Annotated in this window: 19 protein-coding genes; 13 read left to right on the top strand and 6 right to left on the bottom strand. The window is 36.3% G+C overall.

The window, feature by feature from the left end:
- Window positions 1-13 precede the first annotated feature (13 nt).
- Window positions 14-961 carry a protein translocase subunit SecF gene (gene secF, locus Q4503_RS09955; RefSeq protein WP_303602165.1) on the top strand — a complete coding sequence of 316 codons (948 nt, stop codon included), beginning with the start codon at window positions 14-16 and terminating at the stop codon, window positions 959-961.
- A gap of 266 nt (window positions 962-1,227) precedes the next feature.
- A complete protein-coding gene (locus Q4503_RS09950; RefSeq protein ID WP_303602164.1) occupies window positions 1,228-2,613 on the top strand; it encodes a DEAD/DEAH box helicase in 1,386 nt (461 codons plus the stop codon).
- A 162-nt stretch (window positions 2,614-2,775) separates the two neighbouring features.
- Here the strand turns inward: Q4503_RS09950 and cobA are convergent, their stop codons facing one another.
- Complete coding sequence (gene cobA / locus Q4503_RS09945; RefSeq protein ID WP_215974428.1) at window positions 2,776-3,585, bottom strand: uroporphyrinogen-III C-methyltransferase; 810 nt, start codon at window positions 3,583-3,585, stop codon at window positions 2,776-2,778.
- Window positions 3,586-3,831: 246 nt separating this feature from the next.
- Entirely contained in the window at window positions 3,832-4,635 is an 804-nt protein-coding gene (gene suhB, locus Q4503_RS09940; RefSeq protein WP_215974427.1) for an inositol-1-monophosphatase, read from the bottom strand.
- A 397-nt stretch (window positions 4,636-5,032) separates the two neighbouring features.
- On the opposite strand from suhB, the gene trmJ reads away from it, so the two are divergent.
- The 9 genes from trmJ (at window position 5,033) to fdx (ending at window position 12,977) form a co-directional block, all read left to right on the top strand.
- Window positions 5,033-5,878 carry a tRNA (cytosine(32)/uridine(32)-2'-O)-methyltransferase TrmJ gene (trmJ, locus tag Q4503_RS09935; RefSeq protein ID WP_215974426.1) on the top strand — a complete coding sequence of 282 codons (846 nt, stop codon included), beginning with the start codon at window positions 5,033-5,035 and terminating at the stop codon, window positions 5,876-5,878.
- A gap of 115 nt (window positions 5,879-5,993) precedes the next feature.
- The gene (gene cysE, locus Q4503_RS09930) at window positions 5,994-6,842 is read left to right on the top strand and encodes a serine O-acetyltransferase (protein ID WP_215974425.1); all 849 of its coding nucleotides are present in this window, start codon (window positions 5,994-5,996) and stop codon (window positions 6,840-6,842) included.
- Window positions 6,843-7,161: 319 nt separating this feature from the next.
- Complete coding sequence (gene iscR, locus Q4503_RS09925; protein ID WP_215974424.1) at window positions 7,162-7,653, top strand: Fe-S cluster assembly transcriptional regulator IscR; 492 nt, start codon at window positions 7,162-7,164, stop codon at window positions 7,651-7,653.
- A 98-nt stretch (window positions 7,654-7,751) separates the two neighbouring features.
- Window positions 7,752-8,966 (top strand): IscS subfamily cysteine desulfurase, encoded by a 1,215-nt coding sequence (locus Q4503_RS09920; RefSeq protein WP_215974423.1) that lies wholly within the window; start codon window positions 7,752-7,754, stop codon window positions 8,964-8,966.
- A 75-nt stretch (window positions 8,967-9,041) separates the two neighbouring features.
- On the top strand, window positions 9,042-9,422 hold the full coding sequence (iscU, locus tag Q4503_RS09915) for a Fe-S cluster assembly scaffold IscU (protein WP_215974422.1): 381 nt from the start codon (window positions 9,042-9,044) through the stop codon (window positions 9,420-9,422).
- A 60-nt stretch (window positions 9,423-9,482) separates the two neighbouring features.
- On the top strand, window positions 9,483-9,806 hold the full coding sequence (gene iscA / locus Q4503_RS09910) for an iron-sulfur cluster assembly protein IscA (protein ID WP_159818879.1): 324 nt from the start codon (window positions 9,483-9,485) through the stop codon (window positions 9,804-9,806).
- A gap of 315 nt (window positions 9,807-10,121) precedes the next feature.
- Complete coding sequence (gene hscB / locus Q4503_RS09905) at window positions 10,122-10,649, top strand: co-chaperone HscB (protein ID WP_215974421.1); 528 nt, start codon at window positions 10,122-10,124, stop codon at window positions 10,647-10,649.
- A gap of 50 nt (window positions 10,650-10,699) precedes the next feature.
- The gene (gene hscA / locus Q4503_RS09900; RefSeq protein WP_215974420.1) at window positions 10,700-12,583 is read left to right on the top strand and encodes a Fe-S protein assembly chaperone HscA; all 1,884 of its coding nucleotides are present in this window, start codon (window positions 10,700-10,702) and stop codon (window positions 12,581-12,583) included.
- A gap of 55 nt (window positions 12,584-12,638) precedes the next feature.
- Window positions 12,639-12,977 (top strand): ISC system 2Fe-2S type ferredoxin, encoded by a 339-nt coding sequence (gene fdx / locus Q4503_RS09895; protein WP_159818885.1) that lies wholly within the window; start codon window positions 12,639-12,641, stop codon window positions 12,975-12,977.
- A 359-nt stretch (window positions 12,978-13,336) separates the two neighbouring features.
- Here fdx and Q4503_RS09890 read toward each other — a convergent pair whose 3' ends face one another.
- From Q4503_RS09890 to Q4503_RS09875, 4 genes are all read right to left on the bottom strand, one after another.
- Complete coding sequence (locus tag Q4503_RS09890) at window positions 13,337-13,864, bottom strand: hypothetical protein (protein ID WP_215974419.1); 528 nt, start codon at window positions 13,862-13,864, stop codon at window positions 13,337-13,339.
- Window positions 13,865-13,924: 60 nt separating this feature from the next.
- On the bottom strand, window positions 13,925-14,356 hold the full coding sequence (locus tag Q4503_RS09885) for a hypothetical protein (protein ID WP_303602163.1): 432 nt from the start codon (window positions 14,354-14,356) through the stop codon (window positions 13,925-13,927).
- A gap of 193 nt (window positions 14,357-14,549) precedes the next feature.
- Window positions 14,550-15,710, bottom strand: a complete 1,161-nt coding sequence (locus Q4503_RS09880) for a murein transglycosylase domain-containing protein (protein WP_303602162.1) — start codon at window positions 15,708-15,710, stop codon at window positions 14,550-14,552.
- A gap of 244 nt (window positions 15,711-15,954) precedes the next feature.
- Window positions 15,955-17,493 carry a PAS domain-containing methyl-accepting chemotaxis protein gene (locus tag Q4503_RS09875; protein WP_215974416.1) on the bottom strand — a complete coding sequence of 513 codons (1,539 nt, stop codon included), beginning with the start codon at window positions 17,491-17,493 and terminating at the stop codon, window positions 15,955-15,957.
- Window positions 17,494-17,875: 382 nt separating this feature from the next.
- Between Q4503_RS09875 and Q4503_RS09870 the strand changes: the two genes are divergently transcribed.
- Window positions 17,876-18,412: a hypothetical protein gene (locus tag Q4503_RS09870; protein ID WP_303602161.1), complete on the top strand. Its 537-nt coding sequence runs from the start codon at window positions 17,876-17,878 to the stop codon at window positions 18,410-18,412.
- Entirely contained in the window at window positions 18,412-20,193 is a 1,782-nt protein-coding gene (locus Q4503_RS09865) for a hypothetical protein (protein WP_303602160.1), read from the top strand. Before Q4503_RS09870 ends, Q4503_RS09865 begins: the two co-directional genes overlap by 1 nt.
- The last annotated feature ends 27 nt before the right edge of the window (window positions 20,194-20,220 follow it).

The following is a 20,220-nucleotide window of genomic DNA, read 5'->3' as shown; positions in this document are numbered from 1 at the left end:
GAATTTAAATATAATGCAAATTTTACAGTTAAAAGAAACCGTCAGCTTTATGAAGTATCGCAAATTTGCGATGGTTTTTAGTGCTTTATTAATGATGGCTGCAGCCTATTCATTAGCGGTTAATAAGTTAAACTTTGGTTTAGACTTCACTGGTGGTACGTTAATTGAAATTGGTTTTGAAGAAGCTGCCGACTTACAAAAACTACGTCAACTTATGGAAGACAATAATCATGAAGATGCCAAGGTGCAATTTTATGGTAGTAGTCGTGATGTTGTTATTCGTTTAGGTCTACGTGATGACGTGAAAGCGGAAATGCTGGGTAATGAAATACTGGCTATTCTTGAAGAAGGTACACATCAAAAAGTAGATATGCGCCGTATTGAGTTTGTTGGTGCTAGTGTTGGTGATGAATTAGCAGAGCAGGGTGGCTTAGCCATGCTAACAGCGCTTATTTGTATTTTAGTATATGTTGCTTTTCGTTTTGAATGGCGCTTTGCGGTTGGCTCTGTAGTTGCTTTGTTTCATGATGTTTTATTAACACTTGGACTATTCTCTTTCTTAAAGTTAGAATTTGATTTAACCGTACTTGCAGCAATATTAGCCGTTATTGGTTATTCACTTAATGATACTATTGTTGTGTCAGATCGAATTCGAGAGAATTTTAGAAAAATACGTGATACGTCAGCAGAAGAAATAATTAATATGTCACTGACTCAAACGTTGAGCAGAACAATTATTACGTCAATAACAACGTTATTAGTATTAGCTGCATTGTTCTGGAAAGGTGGGGCATTAATTCACGGCTTTGCAACGGCTTTACTATTTGGTGTGTTTGTAGGTACTTACTCTTCAATTTATGTAGCCTCTTTAGTTGCATTAGGTTTGGGGATTTCAAGAGAAGATCTAATACCAGAAGTTATTGAAAAAGAAGGTGAAGATCAAGAAGAAATGATGCCATAAGCTAGTCTTATTTTACGGGCTATCCAATATCTTGGTTAACCTACTCAATAAAAAAAACCGAACAACTTTGTTGCTCGGTTTTTTTATACGCCAACAGCGATTTTTTATGAGTAAAAGGGGTAAAGTTTTGCACTACAGACACGCATACTGTATGCTGCACCGTTCTAATGTCCCCATTGGTATAATTAGCAGGTTGTCTTATACCATTAGGTATTAATCGCTGATATCGCTGCTCGTATTCCAGAACATCACCCAAGAGATTATTTATGAGCACCATTGCCACTAATACAATTAAATTTACTGACTTAGGCTTATCTGAGCCATTACTTAAAGCCGTACGTGACCAAGGTTACGACACACCATCACCAATACAAGCACAGGCTATTCCTGCAGTACTTGCTGGTAGAGATGTAATGGCAGCCGCACAAACAGGCACAGGTAAAACAGCAGGCTTTACCTTACCTTTATTAGAAAAGTTATCCAAAGGTGGTACTGCAAAAAGTCGAGTGCAATCAAATAATGTTAGAGCTTTAGTTTTAACACCAACTAGAGAACTAGCAGCACAAGTTAGTGACAGTATTGCAACCTACGGCAAATATTTAGATCTTCATTCAACTGTTGTTTTTGGTGGCGTTAAAATTAATCCACAAATGATGCGACTTAGGCAAGGGGTTGATGTATTAGTTGCGACTCCTGGTCGTTTGATGGATTTATATAATCAAAATGCAGTTAAATTCTCTCAATTAGAAGTATTTATTTTAGATGAAGCTGACCGTATGTTAGACATGGGCTTCATTCGTGATATTAAAAAAATTATTTCTGTTCTACCTAAGCAGCGTCAAAATTTGCTTTTCTCAGCTACTTTTTCAGCTGATATTCGTGCTTTAGCTAAAGGATTAGTACATAACCCATTAGAAATTTCTGTTAATGCTGAAAATTCAACTGCAGAAAAAGTGACGCAATGGCTAACACCGGTAGATAAAAAACGTAAACCAGCGCTATTAACACATTTAATTAAAGAAAATGAATGGCGACAAGTGCTTGTGTTTACCAAAACTAAACATGGTGCAAATAAACTCACGAAATATTTAGAAGCTGAGGGGTTAACCGCAGCGGCTATTCACGGTAATAAAAGCCAAGGTGCACGTACTAAAGCATTAGCGTCTTTTAAAGACGGTACTGTACAGGTATTAGTTGCCACTGATATTGCCGCGCGTGGTATTGATATTGACTTGCTACCTAATGTAGTCAACTTTGATTTACCGAATGTACCGGAAGATTATGTTCATCGTATTGGACGTACCGCGCGTGCAGGTAACACAGGGCAAGCTGTATCACTGGTTTGTGCTGATGAATTGAGTTTACTATGGGATATTGAAAATGTTATTCAGCAACATATTGAACGTAAAATACTAGAGCAATTTATTCCTGTTAATGAGTTAGGTGAGTCTAGAGCAATTAGAGCACTAAAAGCGAAGAAGCCTAAGAAAGCAAAAGCGTTTAATGGTGAAAAGGTTGAACATAAAGCTGGTCAACGTTCTGGCAACAATGGTCAGAAAAGTGTTAACAATAAAAATAACAGTAATGTCCAGCAAAAGCCACGTAATGCTAAACCTGCGACAGCAAGTAAAAGAAGAAACAACAACACATAAACCACTACAGAGTACTTAAGTACGCTTAAAAATGCCTATATCGAATAGGTTGTAGGAACAATTTAATCGTACTTAAGTTTTATTAGTCACATTCAAGTTTAGCTAAATAATAGCGGCTAAGGTATCTCTTGTTATCGCTCTTCGTTTATATTGTTAATGTACTTACGCGGGTGTTAAATAGCCTAAGTTTTTCAACTCTAGCTCAGCAAAGGTATCAACCACATCACCAATAACAATTAGGCTAGGTGGCTTGATGTTATGTAATATTACAAGCTCTTCTAACGTTGCTAAGTTACCTTTAATTACTTGTTGATTTTGATGTGTGCCTTTTCTGATTAATGCTGCTGGTGTATTTTCACTACGGCCAGCCTCAATTAGCTGTTGGGTTATAATAGGTAAACTTTTTATCCCCATATAAAACACAACGGTTTGCTCAGGATCATTTAATGTCTTCCAAGGCAGGTCAAGTGCACCATTATCTTGCACATTACCGGTAATAAAGGTGCAGCTTCGAGCAACTTTTCGATGTGTTAATGGAATACCTGCATAGCTGGTACAGGCGGATGCGGCTGTCATTCCAGGAACGATATGACAAGCAATACCTCTATCTACTATAAATTTCGCTTCCTCACCGCCACGTCCAAACACAAAGGGATCACCACCTTTTAGTCGTAATACTTTCTTATTTAACTTGGCATTGTCTACTAGAATTTGATTAATAGTGTCTTGTGGAACACGATGGTCAGCCTGTTTTTTACCTACGTAGATTCTCTCGCAGCTAGCGGGCAATAGCGCCATTATCTCTTCACTTACCAAACGATCATAAATGACAACTTCTGCTTGTTGAATGAATCGAAAAGCTTGTAAGGTTAATAGATCAGGATCACCAGGGCCTGCGCCAACTAAAGCAACTTCGCCATGGGTGAAAAGTTGTTTGTGTGCTGGTGGTATATACTGCGGAAAAGATTTCATTATGGATCTGGCTGCTTTTAATAGTGGGGTTAATATTAGTAACTGTTTCAGTATTAGTTACTAGTTTTTACTTCTAATTAAGACGCTAACAGAAGATAATTTTTTAATTGTATTTATGTTTCATCTTTTATTAAAGCAAAAAAAGCGCCAATAGGCGCTTTTTAAAAATATAACTTATACGTTGTTGGTATTGTTAGCTGTGCTAGCCACTTACTTAGTTAAATAGTGACTTAGTTATGCAACTAACTACTTACTTAACGCTTCGCCTAAATGCGGACGAATATTTTGTAAAATTTCTTTTTGTAGTCTTGTACTACTTGCCACAATATTTCCAGATGAAGCATGGTTATGACCACCAACGAAATCTGTTACTAAACCACCGGCTTCGATAACAAGTAATTCACCCGCAGCAGTATCCCAAGGTTTTAAACCTATTTCGAAATAACCATCAACTCGACCCGCGGCAACATAGGCTAAGTCTAATGCTGCAGAGCCTGCACGGCGAAGATCGGATGATTTTTTAAATAAAGTAGTAAACATTGCCATATAGGCCGTTGTATGCTGCTTTTGTTTATGTGGGAAACCCGTCGCTATAATTGTGCCTGATAATTCTTTATGAGCTTTTACACGAATACGCATACCGTTTAATTGTGCGCCTTTACCACGGCTTGCAGAAAATACTTCACCACGAATAGGGTCAAATACTACGGCTTGATCAAGTTTTCCTTTTACTTTCAGTGCAATTGATACTGAAAAATGTGGAATGCCTTTAATAAAGTTTGTTGTGCCATCTAATGGATCAATAATCCATTGATAGTCATCGTCTGAGCCAGTTAATACGCCTGACTCTTCACCTATAATAGTGTGAGCAGGGTATGATTTACGAATAGTTTCAATGATTGCTTCTTCTGCTGCAAGATCAGCACTGGTCACAAAGTCGTTAGAACCTTTTGATTCAATTTCTACTTTATCAAGTTGCTCAAATGAGCGAATAATAACTTTTCCTGCATTGCGCGCAGCGCGCACGGCAATATTTAGCATGGGATGCATAATAATGTACCTATTTGTAAATGGCTTTTAAAAGAACGAGTCGCTTTGAAAGATAGAGAAAATATATTTTTATCTATCAGGGATAAGTCCCCTTATAATTTCAAGCGCGCGCAGTATAGCAAGTTCTAATCTTTTTAGCGAGGGGGGAACTTGAAATAAATAGTTTAATTTATAAGCTGTTTATGTTTGCTATGACTTTGTGTGAGCAGCTATATAGGAAAATAAACTATGTTAAGCGAATTTGATTTGTTGATTTTACGTGTTTTTTATTAGTCACAGCAGTATTCTTCTATGTTAGAATCACAGGCATAAAAACTGGGAGGCAATTACTTTATATATTTCTTTAATGTAGTGTAAAGCCAGCCAACAATGAAACAAAGTAAGAGCATAAAGTAACATGTCAGATTCAAAAAGTAATAGTTTATTAGATCAAGTGCGTATTGTCTTAGTAAATACGTCCGATTGCCGTAATATTGGTAGCGCTGCAAGAGCGATGAAAACAATGGGGTTAAGCCAGTTAATTTTGGTTGATCCAATAGAAATGCCTAATGGTCAAGCGCAAGCGTTAGCTGCTGGTGCCACTGATGTGTTAGCAAATGCCAAAGTTGTTAGTACTTTAAGTGAAGCAATTGAAGATTGTGGCTTGGTTGTTGGCACCAGTGCTCGTTCACGTACCTTACCTTGGCCTATGTTAGAGCCACGAGGTTGTGGTGAAAAACTAATTGCTGAAGCACATGAATATCCGGTTGCCTTAGTTTTTGGTAGAGAAAGCAGTGGATTGACTAATGACGAACTACAGCTGTGTCATTTTCATGTGCAAATCCCAGCTAACCCTGATTACAGTTCATTAAATTTAGCTATGGCAGTGCAAACCCTAAGCTATGAGGTTCGTACTAGTTATTTGTTGTCTATTGATAATGAACATCAAGAGCGTAGTACTGGTAATGGTAATTATATCGGTAAAAAAATAATTAATGCGAAAAGTGAAGACAATGAAGTGTATCCAGTAACGGAAGAAACTGAGCGCTTTTATCAGCATTTTGAGAATGCATTGTTAGGTACTGGTTTTATTGTTGAAAGTCACCCTGGTCTAGTGATGACTAAGTTAAGACGATTGTTTAACCGTGCTCGCCCAGACGTAAAAGAAATAAAAATGATGCGTGGTATTCTTGCTTCAGTTGAAAGAGCTTCTGCTAAGACTTCAATAGACAAAGCATCCGATCATAAAAGTGAAAAAAATTAATACTGTTCTGTAATTTTAATAAGAGAAAGACTCTGTGCAAGCGCTCAGTAACTATTAAATTATGGTTAGTAGCCAGTCAGTAAGTTTAGTCAGTGAATGAAAGAAAGGAACCAATATGTTTAGCCGTATTAAAGAAGACATTAATAGTGTTTTCGACAGAGATCCTGCCGCCCGTACCAGCCTTGAAGTATTACTTAATTACCCCGGCTTACATGCTATTTGGATTCACCGATTAAGTCATAAACTATGGAAGGCTAATTGGAAGTTATTGGCACGTGTACTATCTACATTTTCTCGATGGTTAACGGGTGTTGAAATTCACCCAGGTGCAAAACTCGGTCGTCGCTTTTTTATTGATCACGGTATGGGCGTTGTTATTGGTGAAACCTCTGAAATTGGTGACGATGTTACCTTGTACCATGGCGTAACCTTAGGTGGTACTAGTTGGAACGCTGGAAAACGTCACCCTACGCTAGAAGACAACGTAGTTATTGGTGCTGGTGCTCAGGTGCTTGGTCCTATTACTATTGGTAAGGGCGGTAAAGTCGGCTCCAATTCTGTTGTTGTTAAAGATTTACCTGCAAATGCGACTGCCGTTGGTATTCCTGCACGTATTGTTAATGGCCGTACTAACTCGTTACTTGATAAAGAGTTGGGTGAAAAACTTGGTGCCAGTTTAGATAAAGAGTCGCGCGATAAAGCGGCGAAAAAATTCGGCTTCGATGCTTATGCCGTTTCTGCGGATAGTCCTGATCCTGTGGCTAAGGCAATAGGGCGCTTGTTAGATCATATGCATTTAATGGACGACCGTGTTTCAAAAGTTTGTAAAGAAGTGAATCAGTTAGGTGGTAATATTTGCCCGAACGATTTACCTGAGTTACGTGTTGGCGAATTTGTGGAAGATAAAAAAGCTGCGGCTAAACGCCGAGAAAGCAAAGTAGAAAGCTTTGATCCTGAAATTTAAACAGAAATGTAGCTTTAATAAATATAATTTAAATATAAGCTGTTGATTTTGTTTCAATTACCGTCTTTTTTGTTTTTGATTTTCTTACTATAAAAGTAATAGTTGATTAAAATAGTCAAGTATTACTTTTCCATTTAATGATCTTAGTGTAAAATACTTGACTAGATTACTCGGGTATATGTTTGACTATTTTGTAGGGTTATGTAAAATTGCGCTCAATTATCGCATTCAGTGCGTTATCGCAATGTTATGTACTATTAAAATAGCTGATTATATATGTCATCAAATATGTCACTAACGTGGATTAAATGGGCACATTATGAAATTAACTTCTAAAGGTCGTTATGCCGTAACTGCAATGCTTGATGTTACAATTCATGCAGTAAGTGGCCCGGTATCATTAGCTGATATTTCAGAGCGACAAGGCATTTCTTTATCGTATTTAGAGCAATTGTTTTCTAAATTACGTAAAAGCGGTTTAGTGATTAGCATCCGAGGCCCTGGTGGTGGTTATCGCTTAGGTCGATGTTCAGCACAAATTGCTATTGCTGATGTTATTAGCGCTGTTAATGAAAGCGTTGATGCGACAAAGTGCCAGGGCAAGGGTAACTGTCAAGGAGGAGAGCAATGTTTAACGCATTCTCTATGGCAAGGTTTGAGTCAGCGTATTGAAGAGTTTTTACAAAACATATCATTGGCTGAACTTATTACTAAAAATGATGTGAAAACTGTGTCACAACGCCAAAGTGATATGCATATATCTGGTAAAAAAGAGTCATCGTTAGAAACCATTATTCCTATTAATTTATAACGTATTAACTTTTACATTAATTTAGTGCTGTATTTAGAGCAATAGTTAGTTGATAAAGCGCTAAGTTAAATATTCGTACAAGTGGAGAGAGAGAGCCAATGAAGCTTCCTATTTATTTTGATTACTCAGCAACGACCCCTGTTGACAAACGTGTTGCTGAAAAAATGATGCAGTATATGACTACTGATGGTCATTTCGGAAACCCTGCATCCCGTTCACATAAGTTTGGCTGGCAAGCCGAAGAAGCAGTTGATGTTGCGCGTAACCAAATTGCTGAATTAATTAATGCTGACCCACGTGAAATTGTTTTTACTTCAGGTGCTACAGAGTCAGACAACCTTGCTATTAAAGGTGCTGCTAACTTTTATAGTAAAAAAGGTAAGCATGTTATTACGTGTAAAACAGAACATAAAGCTGTATTAGATCCATGTCGTGAATTAGAACGTCAAGGCTTTGAAGTTACGTATCTTGATCCTGAAGATAATGGCTTGATTGATTTGAAAAAACTTGAAGCAGCTATGCGCGAAGATACTGTTTTAGTTAGTATTATGCATGTAAATAATGAAATTGGTGTTATTCAAGATATTGGCGAAATCGGCGAAATGTGTCGTGCACGTAAAATTATTTTCCATGTTGATGCTGCACAAAGTGCTGGTAAAATTAATATTGATTTACAGCATCTAAAAGTAGATTTGTTATCAATTTCAGCTCACAAAATGTATGGTCCTAAAGGTATTGGCGCATTATATGTACGTCGTAAACCTCGTATTCGTCTTGAAGCACAAATGCACGGTGGTGGACATGAACGTGGTATGCGTTCTGGTACATTAGCGACTCACCAAATTGTTGGTATGGGTGAAGCTTGCCGTATAGCAAAAGAAGAAATGGCACAAGATCTTGCACATGCAACTGCTATGCGCGATCGTTTATGGGCTGGTTTAAACCAAATGGAACAAGTGTTTGTTAACGGCGACTTTGACAAACGTTATCCTGGTAATTTAAATGTAAGCTTCAACTTTGTTGAAGGTGAATCATTAATTATGGCGTTAAAAGACTTAGCTGTATCATCAGGCAGTGCCTGTACTTCTGCAAGTTTAGAGCCTTCTTACGTGTTAAGAGCGCTTGGTTTAAATGATGAAATGGCACATAGCTCAATTCGTTTTAGCTTTGGTCGTTTTACTACAAGTGAAGAAGTTGATTATGCAATCGACTTAATACAGAAATCTATTGGTCACTTACGTGATATGTCACCGCTTTGGGAAATGTTCAAAGACGGTATTGATTTAGACTCAATTGAATGGGCAGCTCACTAATTTTAATCTATTCCTTACTGGCAATTAGGTTGGTAAGGATTAAAAAGAAAGTGATAACTGTTAGGAGAAAATATTATGGCTTATAGCGAAAAAGTAATCGATCATTATGAAAATCCACGTAACGTTGGTTCTATGGATAAGAGTGATCCATCTGTAGCAACAGGTATGGTTGGTGCACCTGCGTGTGGTGATGTAATGAAGTTACAACTTAAAATTTCAGCTGATGGCGTTATTGAAGATGCTAAATTTAAAACTTATGGTTGTGGTTCTGCAATTGCTTCAAGCTCATTGGTAACAGAATGGGTGAAGGGTAAATCAATTGAAGAAGCCGGTCAGATTAAAAATACTGCCATTGCTGAAGAATTAGCTTTACCACCGGTAAAAATTCATTGCTCAATTTTAGCTGAAGACGCTATTAAAGCGGCAATTGAAGATTATAAAAGTAAAAACGGTTAATAAACCGAGTTTAAGTTAATAAGATAAGTTCAGTACAAGAATCAAAACAGGAAAAGTAGTATGTCAGTTACCATGACGCCAGCGGCAACAGAGCGAGTTCAATCTTTTATGACGAATCGAGGCAAAGGTCTTGGTTTGCGTTTAGGTATTAAAACGACAGGTTGCTCAGGCTTGGCTTATGTACTTGAGTTTGTTGATGATTTAAATGAAGATGATCATATGTTTAATATTGAAAACGTTAACATAATCATTGACACTAAAAGCTTAGTTTATCTTGATGGTATCGAGTTAGATTTTGTTAAAGAAGGCCTAAATGAGGGCTTTAAGTTTACCAACCCAAACGCTAAGGGCGAATGTGGCTGTGGTGAAAGCTTTAACGTATAACGGCTAAGTACTTTATTGTTTGCTTCTGTTTGGCTCTAGTATTGTGTTATTAGTATTTATAAATTCGTTGAATAATATATTATTATCTGAAGAGTCAATTGCTAAAAAATACTGAGTCGGAATGCAAGCATAAAAAGTAATAATTGAACTGAAGTACAAAATACAAGTATAGAGCACAAAACAGGATGTACGAAATAATGATTAAGGTCTATTTTCGTGCTCTTGTTTTAGCTTTTATTGTATTAGCACTAAATAACGTTAACTTTAACTATCATTCAAAAAACTTAATCGAGTTTAAATTCTTTAGGTAACCAAGTGAATTACTTCCAATTATTCGGGATTGAAGTTAGTTTCGATGTCGATTTAAATCAACTGTCTCAAACCTATCAAACACTGCAAAAGTCGGTTCATCCTGACAAGTTTGCCCATGCTTCTAGCCAAGAACAGCTCATTGCAGTACAAAAGTCGGCAGAGCTTAACGATGCCTATCAAACAATCAAACAACCTTTAGCACGTGCGGAATATATTCTTACTTTACGAGGTGTAGAATTACCGAACGAGCAACATACTTTTGGTGATACTCGCTTTTTAATGAGGCAAATGGAACTTAGAGAGATGTTGGAAGAGGTTACTCATGCTGAAGATGTTGATGCGGCTTTAGCTGCTGCCCAACAAGAGCTTGCTCAAGAATATCAGCAACATTTTAGCTTGTTACAAGCACAAATTTGCGAAAACACTGATGCAGCTAATATGTTAGCATGCGATAACTTACGTAAATTGAAATTTTATCAAAAACTCAATATTGAAGTAGATCGTCTTGAAGATAGTTTGTTTGACGATTAGCAAACAGCGTCTTTTACTTTTTAACTCAAATAACTGAACATAATTAAAACATGGCTTTATTACAAATAGCAGAACCCGGACTTAGCACAGTACCTCATGAACATAGATTAGCTGCAGGTATCGATTTAGGTACCACAAATTCACTTATTGCGAGTGTGCAAAGTGGTGAAGCGAGCACGTTAGTTGACCAAGATGGGCGTGATATATTACCTTCTATTGTGAGTTATCAACCCAATGATATCTTGGTAGGTGAAGGAGCAAAATCATTAAGCGTGAGTGATCCTCAAAATACTATAGTATCGGCTAAACGTTTAATTGGTCGCTCTTTAGCTGATATTCAAAGTAAGTATCCTTCTTTACCATATCAATTTACGGGTGACGAAAATAAGCCAGAAATTGTTACACGTAAAGGTAATATTAATCCTGTACAAGTGTCGGCTGAAATTCTAAAAAGTTTAAGTCAACGTGCTGAACAAGCACTCGGTGGAGAGCTTACCGGCGTCGTTGTTACTGTACCTGCCCATTTTGATGATGCACAACGCCAAAGTACTAAAGATGCAGCAAAATTAGCGGGTGTTAATGTATTACGTCTTCTTAATGAGCCAACGGCAGCAGCTGTTGCTTATGGTCTTGATTCAGGACAAGAAGGTGTTATTGCTATTTATGATTTAGGCGGTGGTACTTTTGATATTTCTGTATTACGTTTGAATAAAGGGGTTTTTGAAGTACTTTCTACCGGAGGTGATTCAGCATTAGGTGGTGATGATTTTGATGTTGTTCTTGCTGATTATTTAGTTGAGCAGGCTGGTTTAACTCGTCCATTGTCTCCGACACTTGAGCGTCAATTAATAAAACAAGCTTGTTATGCAAAAGAACAACTAACTACATTGGATAATGTTGAGGTTACCTTAACGCTGAGTGCTGATGAATCAAACGAAAAGAATGAACAAGTATGGTCAACTAACATCTCAAAAGAAACGTTTGATGGCTTGATTTCAGCGTTAGTGAAAAAAACCTTAAGAGCATGCCGTCGAAGCTTAAAAGACGCTAATATTAGTGTTGATGAAGTGCTTGAAGTTGTAATGGTTGGTGGTTCTACACGTGTGCCTTTAGTACGCAGTGAAGTAGAAAAATATTTTAATAAAACACCATTAACGTCGATTGACCCAGACAAAGTTGTTGCCATTGGTGCTGCTATTCAGGCTGATATCCTTGCGGGTAATAAACCTGACAGTGATATATTATTACTTGATGTTATTCCGTTATCGCTTGGTTTAGAAACGATGGGCGGTTTGGTTGAAAAGGTTATTCATCGTAATACCACTATTCCTGTAGCAAAAGCGCAAGAGTTTACTACCTTCAAAGACGGCCAAACAGCCATGGCTGTGCATGTTTTACAAGGTGAGCGAGAGCTTGTTGATGATTGTCGTTCGTTAGCCCGTTTTGAATTACGGGGTATTCCTGCCATGACAGCAGGTGCCGCCCATATCCGTGTAACATTTAAAGTTGATGCTGACGGGTTATTATCAGTTAGTGCAATGGAAAAATCATCAGGTGTTGAAGCAAGCATTGAAGTGAAACCTTCTTTTGGCATAGACGATAGTAAAATTGCACAAATGCTTAAAGATTCAATGAACAACGCTAAAGCGGATATTGATGCTCGTATGTTAAAAGAGCAACAGGTTGAGGCTGCGCGGGTTATTGAATCGGTTAAAGCGGCAATCGCCTTAGACCATCATTTACTTGATGCAGAAGAAACGTCTACTATTGAGCAAGTGATAAATTCGTTAGCTGAAATCAGTCAAGGTGATGATGCCGATGCAATTGAAGCCGCGATTAAAAAATTAGATCAAGCGACAGATGTATTTGCTGAACGACGTATGGATAGTTCTATTAATAAAGCGCTAAGTGGTCAGTCTGTCGATAAATTATAAAGAAACAACTTACTTGTATCTTATGACAAAACAAAGATAAAAAGAGATAAATAACATGCCAAAAATTATATTTTTACCCAACGAAGAGTTATGTCCTGATGGCGCCGTCGTTGAAGCTGAAAAAGGCGAAAGTGTATTAAACGTAGCCTTAAGAAATGACATCGGTATTGAACATGCTTGTGAAAAAGTTTGTGCTTGTACAACGTGTCACGTGATTATTAGAGAAGGGTTCGATTCTATCGAAGAGGGCGATGAACTGGAAGAAGATATGCTAGATAAAGCATGGGGTTTAGAGCCTGAGTCTCGTTTAAGCTGTCAATCTATTGTTGGTGATGAAGATTTAGTTGTTGATATTCCTAAGTATACTGTGAATATGGTATCGGAAAATCATTAAAGTGAGCTGAGTTTAATGAAAGCTTCTCGTTAGCTTAGTTAGGCTCAGACCTGTAATATTAGAAAGGGTAATAACATCACTGTTATTACCCTTTTTTGTTAACACAGTAGAATAGTTTTGAATACTCTATACCCGTTTCATTAATTAAGTGAACAATTTTATACGTAAAAAAAACCGTAAAACACAAGGCGTTTGTTTCAAGAACTAGTTGTTATAATTATTAAATAAATAACGATGTGGATGGTGATTTTAGCCAGTAGAAATGATCACATAGCTAGTGAGATTGATATTATATCAACAGAGAAGTTAATCGTAATTCATCTATTAACAGACGATATTACACTCTGTAATTACTTTTATTAAAAAATAGAAACACTCGAATTTTTAGGTGTTAGCTTTATTTTTCTTTTTTGATTATCACTTTTACGGGTTGCGACAACGTCTAATACTTGTTCAGCAGGTGTCGTACCAAATAACTCTATTGTGTACTCTAATGGGCTCAGTAAGTCAGTCAAGTTATAGCGCCCCATTACAACTAATTGTGATACAGGATCTTGTGGCGACTGATGAGAAGTGACGGGAGAAAGCATCATGTCTTCTAACACGAGTTTTCTGTTTTTATCTTTTAATACGACTTTTTCGTGAATTACATTGGTGATAACGCTGCGGTGTTTAGTAAATTCTATTTTAGAAAGCTTACCATCATTATCGTCATCGACCCCCTCAAAGGCGCTTATAGGCAATGAAAGTACCATAAACACACCGTTATTAAGGATATTAAGTGTGCCACGTTGTGCCACAATGACATGTGCAGATGAGTTGTGTGACACGAGTATGCTAGAAAATAAGGTTAGAACTGAAAAAAGATTATTTTTTATATATTTCATAATGACACTTTATAGTTTATTTAATTTTATTTAGCTGGATATTGTCAAGAACAGATATTTCTAGAGGAGGCTGTTCTTTGGGGTGTTGTTATTAGGGAATGTACCTACTGCATGATCTGGAACGCCGTTTGCTGCTATTTCACGATCCTCATCTGTACAACTCCAGGTGACAATACTATCTAATTGCACTGAATCGGAATCATTATAGGCATGGTAACTATAATCACATAAAATACTTGTAGTTGAACTATCAATGACTTCAGACACTGTAATATTAACACTGTCAATTTCGCTATTTGCTTCATCATCATTGACCATTAGCGTTACAACGTAAATACCTGCTACATCTGCTGAAAATGATGTTGTCGAGTCTGTATCGCTAGCACCACTACCGCAAGCCGCAAGCGAAGAGGCTAGCAATAAACTTAGTAAGGTATTTGCATTATTGTTACAGCTTAACGTTTTTTTTATGTGTAATAGCGATGGTTTCATTTGACACATTCTCCAAAGGGGGAATATTTACGATTGATTCATATGCTGTAGATAATAATAGGTCAATGTGCAAATAATGTGCATTTTTTTGTTATTATGAATATCCTCCGTCATTCTGAACTTGATTCAGAATCTCGGTTTATTCAACAGCCCAGAACTGACTATTATCGTGAGGCGTTCTACTTATTATCTATCAGTAACTTTTTTCAGCCTTAGTTACTTTCTCTAAGTAACGGCGAGATTCTGATTTTGGATGCTTTTGGGTAAGTAAATAATAAACGTCTTTAGATGTTTTAGTATTGAGAACTTTCATCGCTGTTGTTCGGTTACTATGAAAGGTTTTTAATACATTTCCTGCACCGCCATTGTAGGCAGAAATAATTGAATAATGACGACTTGTAGCATTAGTTACGGCATTTAAATAGTTATTATTGAGAATATATAAATAGGCAGTACCAATATCAATGTTATAAGCAGGATCGAATAGTTGCTGCTTGGTTGGCATACCACTTTTATTTTTAATACGCTGAAATACATCAGCACCTGCGGTTTTGGGCACAACTTGCATCAGGCCGTAAGCATTAGCTGAACTCACTGCAAACGGGTTAAAACTACTTTCAGTTTCAATTATGCCGTAGATTAATTGTGGTGATATTTGATAACGCTTAGCTGCAGCGAGTACAAAGGTACTGTATTTTTGTTCACGTAGATGTTGATGTTTTTCAACCATATCAATTCTAACTGCGTAAATTTGTTTTCCGTTGTTACTGTATTTTTGTAACTTGAATTCAGTCAAATACTTGGAGAATCGATTAGCACGCCATTGGTATTGAATCGCTTTATTATCATGATCAAGTACTTGCTGATATAAATAAGGTTGGCCTGATAGTGTTGGAGCATCACTGGAAAATATATCGGTTTTACTTGGATCTGCTGTTGATAATAGAGTAGTAGTAATGGCATTTTGTAAATTAGTAAGTGTTTTAGTTTGAGAGTTATCTGCTAAAGTTTCGATCAACACAGTGCCTTTTTCAAAGTCAACAATGGCACGAGCTCTGTAGTTATTTGTATATTTAACCAGTTTTTTATTATTAGGTACTTGCGGTTTCTTTTCGCCCCACACCTCAGCAATTTTTTGGCTTAATTCATTGAGCAATGCTTTAATATCACCGACATCTTTTTGAATCAGTTTATTAGTGTGAACCGCTTGCTGCGCAATGGCTATAATATCTGGGTTATCGGATTCTATTTGCTTAATTAATGTTTCGGCGCTTCGAATAGAATCAAAGTTTGGTGTGGTTTTACAGCTAGTTAAGCAGATAATAAGAATAATCATTAATACGTTATTAAACATTAAGGTTACCCTTTATATCACTGGGGGTATTGGTAGCACTGTCGTTGGTTATATCACGGTGCTTTTTCATTTTAGTGTGTTTTGTTAGATTTGTGATCGGCAAAAGTAATAATCCATAGTCGAGTTATATTTTATAATTCAGTTACTCCATAGGTTACTCCATAAATCACTTGTTACGGAATAAACTATTTACGGAGTAATAATACTGATAATTGCTTTTTAAGCCTAATGATGAATCAGAGGGTTAGTGGAATGTAGTACTCAATTCTTCGATTTCTTTGGCACTTTTGTTAACATTTTCTCCACTTAAACTTACTTTATTACAGAGCATTTCATTTTCTTTTGAAATAATATCTATATCTGTAATTTGCTTATTCATCTGCTCAGACACTACGCTTTGTTCTTCTGTAGCGGTTGATATTTGTGCGGTCATATCACTGACATCACCAATACTGTTCATGATATTTTCGATAGCTTGTTTAATAATTAATGTATTAGCAGAGCATGCTTCAGCACTATCCTTACTCACTAGCATTACTTTACTCCACTCTTGTAAAGTTTTTTGTAATTCTAACACTGAACGTTGTATATCTCCGGTTGCATCTTGAGTTCTACTCGCTAATGTTCTAACTTCATCGGCAACCACAGCAAAGCCTCGTCCTTGCTCTCCAGCTCTTGCTGCTTCAATTGCAGCATTAAGAGCTAGTAAATTAGTTTGATCAGCAATACCTTGAATCTCACTCATGATTCCTGAAATTTTATCAACATCGAGCACTAAACTCTCAGCACTGTTTGCAGCAGAATGAACATCATTAGCGAGGCTCTTCATTCTTTTCTGATTGTTTGTTACTAAATTGGTCGCATCGTCACATTCTTGTTGAACTTGTGTTACTTTATCATGGGTCGATACCGTATTTTCACTAACATTATTAATCGTGCCACTCATTTCACCAATAGCAGTAGAGAATTGCTCTAATTGTTGATTAATATTGGCAGTTCCTGTCAGCATTTCGTTTGAGGCTACCTTTAAAGCATTCGCTTGACCTGATAATATTTTTCCTGCGTCATAACTACGACCTAGAACTGTACGTATACGCGCTTGCAATAAGGTAGTTTGATATTTCGTTATATTGGTTAAGCCCTTACCGGTAAAAATAAAGCGAGATGGACTATCAGAACGTTTTTTAATTTCTTCTACATAGTTTGGAAAGGTAAATAATTCTTCAGAAAAAATAAGTGCTGTGGCCATGATATTAAACAAAATAATAACTGCGGTGATATATGAGTCTAAATATAATAAAGAAAATAAAAGGGAAGTGGCGAGAATAAGTCCGATAATAAGACGTTTTAATTTTGTGTTTGCGTGAAAATCTGTCACAGTTTTTTGGGCATTTAATTTATCATAAAAATTTTGAGCATCATTTTTTTGTTGAGTCGTGGGTTTTACCCTGACTGATTGATAACCGGTAATTCTACCTCCTTCTGATAAAGGGGTTACGTAGGCATCTACCCAATAATAATCGCCATTTTTACAACGATTTTTAATCATACCACGCCAAGATTCACCATTTTTTAACTTCTTCCACATATCAGCAAACGCTTCTTTTGGCATGTTCGGGTGGCGAACAATATTGTGATGTTGTCCTTTAAGTTCTTCTAAAGTATAGCCAGCTACCCGACAGAACTCTTCATTTGCATAAACAATATCTCCTTGTAAGTCGGTGATAGAAACTAATTGTTCATCATTTGAAAAATTGAGTTCTTTGTTGGTTGTATTAGCCATTTATTATCCTTTAGTTAATTTTGAAACTTCGTTTTATTTATTTTACTACGCCATTATAGTCAATGTTTTTTAATGTAGCTAATTGAATTATATATATTTGTTATATTTTAAACACTGATTATGGGTAAGTAGAGCTATTAAAAGAGCTATTAAGACGCTCGTAACTATAGTAGTAAACTTTTCAATAGTTGCGCTAATTTTAATGTTAGCTTTATTAAGTAAGTTTAAAAAATAAAGTTAGGATACTGTATAGATAATAATCATTGTGGTGCTATAGTATTAATTTAAATCAGTTTAAAAAGCTCTATCTCGATAAGTATATTTAAATTTACTGGAATACAAAAAATATAACGCACTATTTTTGCTTAAATGGAATATTCGTATGTCAAATAAAAACAAAAACGATAAAGCAGCACAAGAGCCTATTACCCCCCTTGGAGAACTTGATCAACTTAGACAAATTGTCTTTGGTGATGCCCAACAGCAGTTAATTACACAACTAACGACATTACGAAGCGATATGGAACATGCCATCAACGAACAGGAGAGAAAGTTTACAATTCGTTTAGAAAAAATACAAAGAGATATTAGTCAGCAGTTAGACAATATAGAAAAACAAATAAATTTTGTAGATAAACGCCATGATGACAATGAAGAGAGTATGCAAAAAGAACATACCAATCTTGTATCAGAATTTGAAATGTTTACCGTAGCCACACAGCAAGACTTTAAAGATATTGAACAGGCGCTGAACAGCGAAAGTGCCTTACTGTCTAATGGTTTTAATGAGCAACTAGAGCAGCTTAAAAATCACCTTGATGCGGTATCAAATGAATTAAGCTCATCTAAAGCAGACCGGAAAACACTGGCTAAGTTGCTAGCGACAATGGCAACAAACTTGGAAGATGACCAGCTGTAATGTCGAAGTCGACCGAAGCCAAACAAGTTGAATCTCAGCAGCAACTTGAACAATTAAGAGCGCTAATACTGGGTAAAAACAGTCATGTGGTAACCGACGCTATTCAAAAAGAAGCACGTACTATTGTGGGTGAAGTACTTTCTGAAGCACTACATGATAGACAAAAAAAAGATGGCTCAGTTAATAAAGTTTTATTGCCTATTGTAGAAAATGCAGTCGAAGATTCGGTTGCACATAATAGTGACAGATTAGTTAATTCTCTTTATCCCTTAATGGGCAGTTTAGTTAGAAAATCCGTGACAGCTTTTCTAACTGATTTTATGGAAAAAACAAATCAGTTAATTGATAGTAGTCTCACATTTAAGGGGTTAACTTGGCGTATTAAAGCTTGGCAAGCGGGGGTTAAATTCTCCCAATATGTTGCTTCACAAACATTTGTCTATCGAGTTGAACATGTTTTTTTGATCCACCGAGAAACAGGTTTATTACTTAACTCGGTTAATTTTAATAACACAGCGAAAAGTGATGCTGATTTAATTTCTTCTATGTTAACGGCAATTAATGACTTTGTTGGTGATTCTTTCTTAGATAATGAAGATGGATTAAAAGAACAGCTAGAAACGGTGACAACCGATAATTTCACCTTATTAATAAAGCCTGGGCCTAATGCCTTGGTTGTAGCTGCGGTAACAGGTAAACCACCGCAAAAAGTTAGTGATAAACTACAAATAATATTAGAAAGTATTCACAGTTTATATGCTAGTGAGCTTATGCAGTTTAACGGCGATAATGAAGCCTTTGTTACTGCCGAAAATTTACTGAGAGATTGTTTATTAGCAGAGCAAAAAACAACTGAACCTAAAAATAACAAAACACCTTGGTTTGCTTGGTTAGCTGTTTTATTTTTTATCATTATTCTTGGCTTTCAGACAGTAAAGTGGTGGGAAAATCAAGTATTAAACGATAAGTTGATGACTTTAGATCATGAGTCAGGTGTTGTTATTAATCATATTGAAGTACAAGATCATAATAAGGTTGTGCTTGATATTTTACGTGATCCTGATGCTATCTCTGTTTCTGATTGGTTACAAAAAAATGATTTAACTATTGAGCAATTATCACTAACTGAGCGACTTTATCATTCTTTAGACCTTGAAATTCTAAATACTAGAGCACAGAGAATTTTGCTTGAATACCCTGAAATTACCATGATGTGGCATAGCAAAATTTTACACTTGTCGGGGACATTAGCGGTATTAAAGTCTGCAAAACTACTAAGTGCACTGACGGCTGCTGGTTTTACGTTAGAAAGAAACTTAATAATAGAGGATATTAAGCCTCCTTTTGCTAATGAAGCTATTACAAGTAAGGCGATTAAAGCGCAAATATTTAAAGATTTAGTTGGTAGAATATCAACGATTCAACTTGAGTTTCCTGTTGCTAGTGCTGATGTAACACCTAGTATGCAATTAACTCTGCAGCAACTTTATCAATACTTTCATCAACTAAATCAATTAGCCGATCAACTTGATTTAAACGTTGGTCTAGTCATTATTGGCTGTAGTGATAATTCAGGTAGTATTGCTAAGAATACGTTATTAAGTAGGCAACGCGGAGAAAATACGGGTGATGCTTTAAACCTTTTAGGGCTAAGTAAAGCGCAAATGTATGTTACAGGTTTAGGGCAAATAGATATTATGAAAGTAAAAAATAATGCAAGAAAAGTTATCTTTAACGTGCTATATGTAAGTAATGATGAAAAAACAAACAATGAAATGTAATCAAGTACAAATGTAAATGTAGAATAA

Source organism: Colwellia sp. 6_MG-2023, assembly GCF_030547765.1.
Lineage (GTDB): Bacteria > Pseudomonadota > Gammaproteobacteria > Enterobacterales > Alteromonadaceae > Colwellia.
Note: the sequence above shows the minus strand (reverse complement) of the source record. Positions and strands in the feature narration are given on the sequence as shown.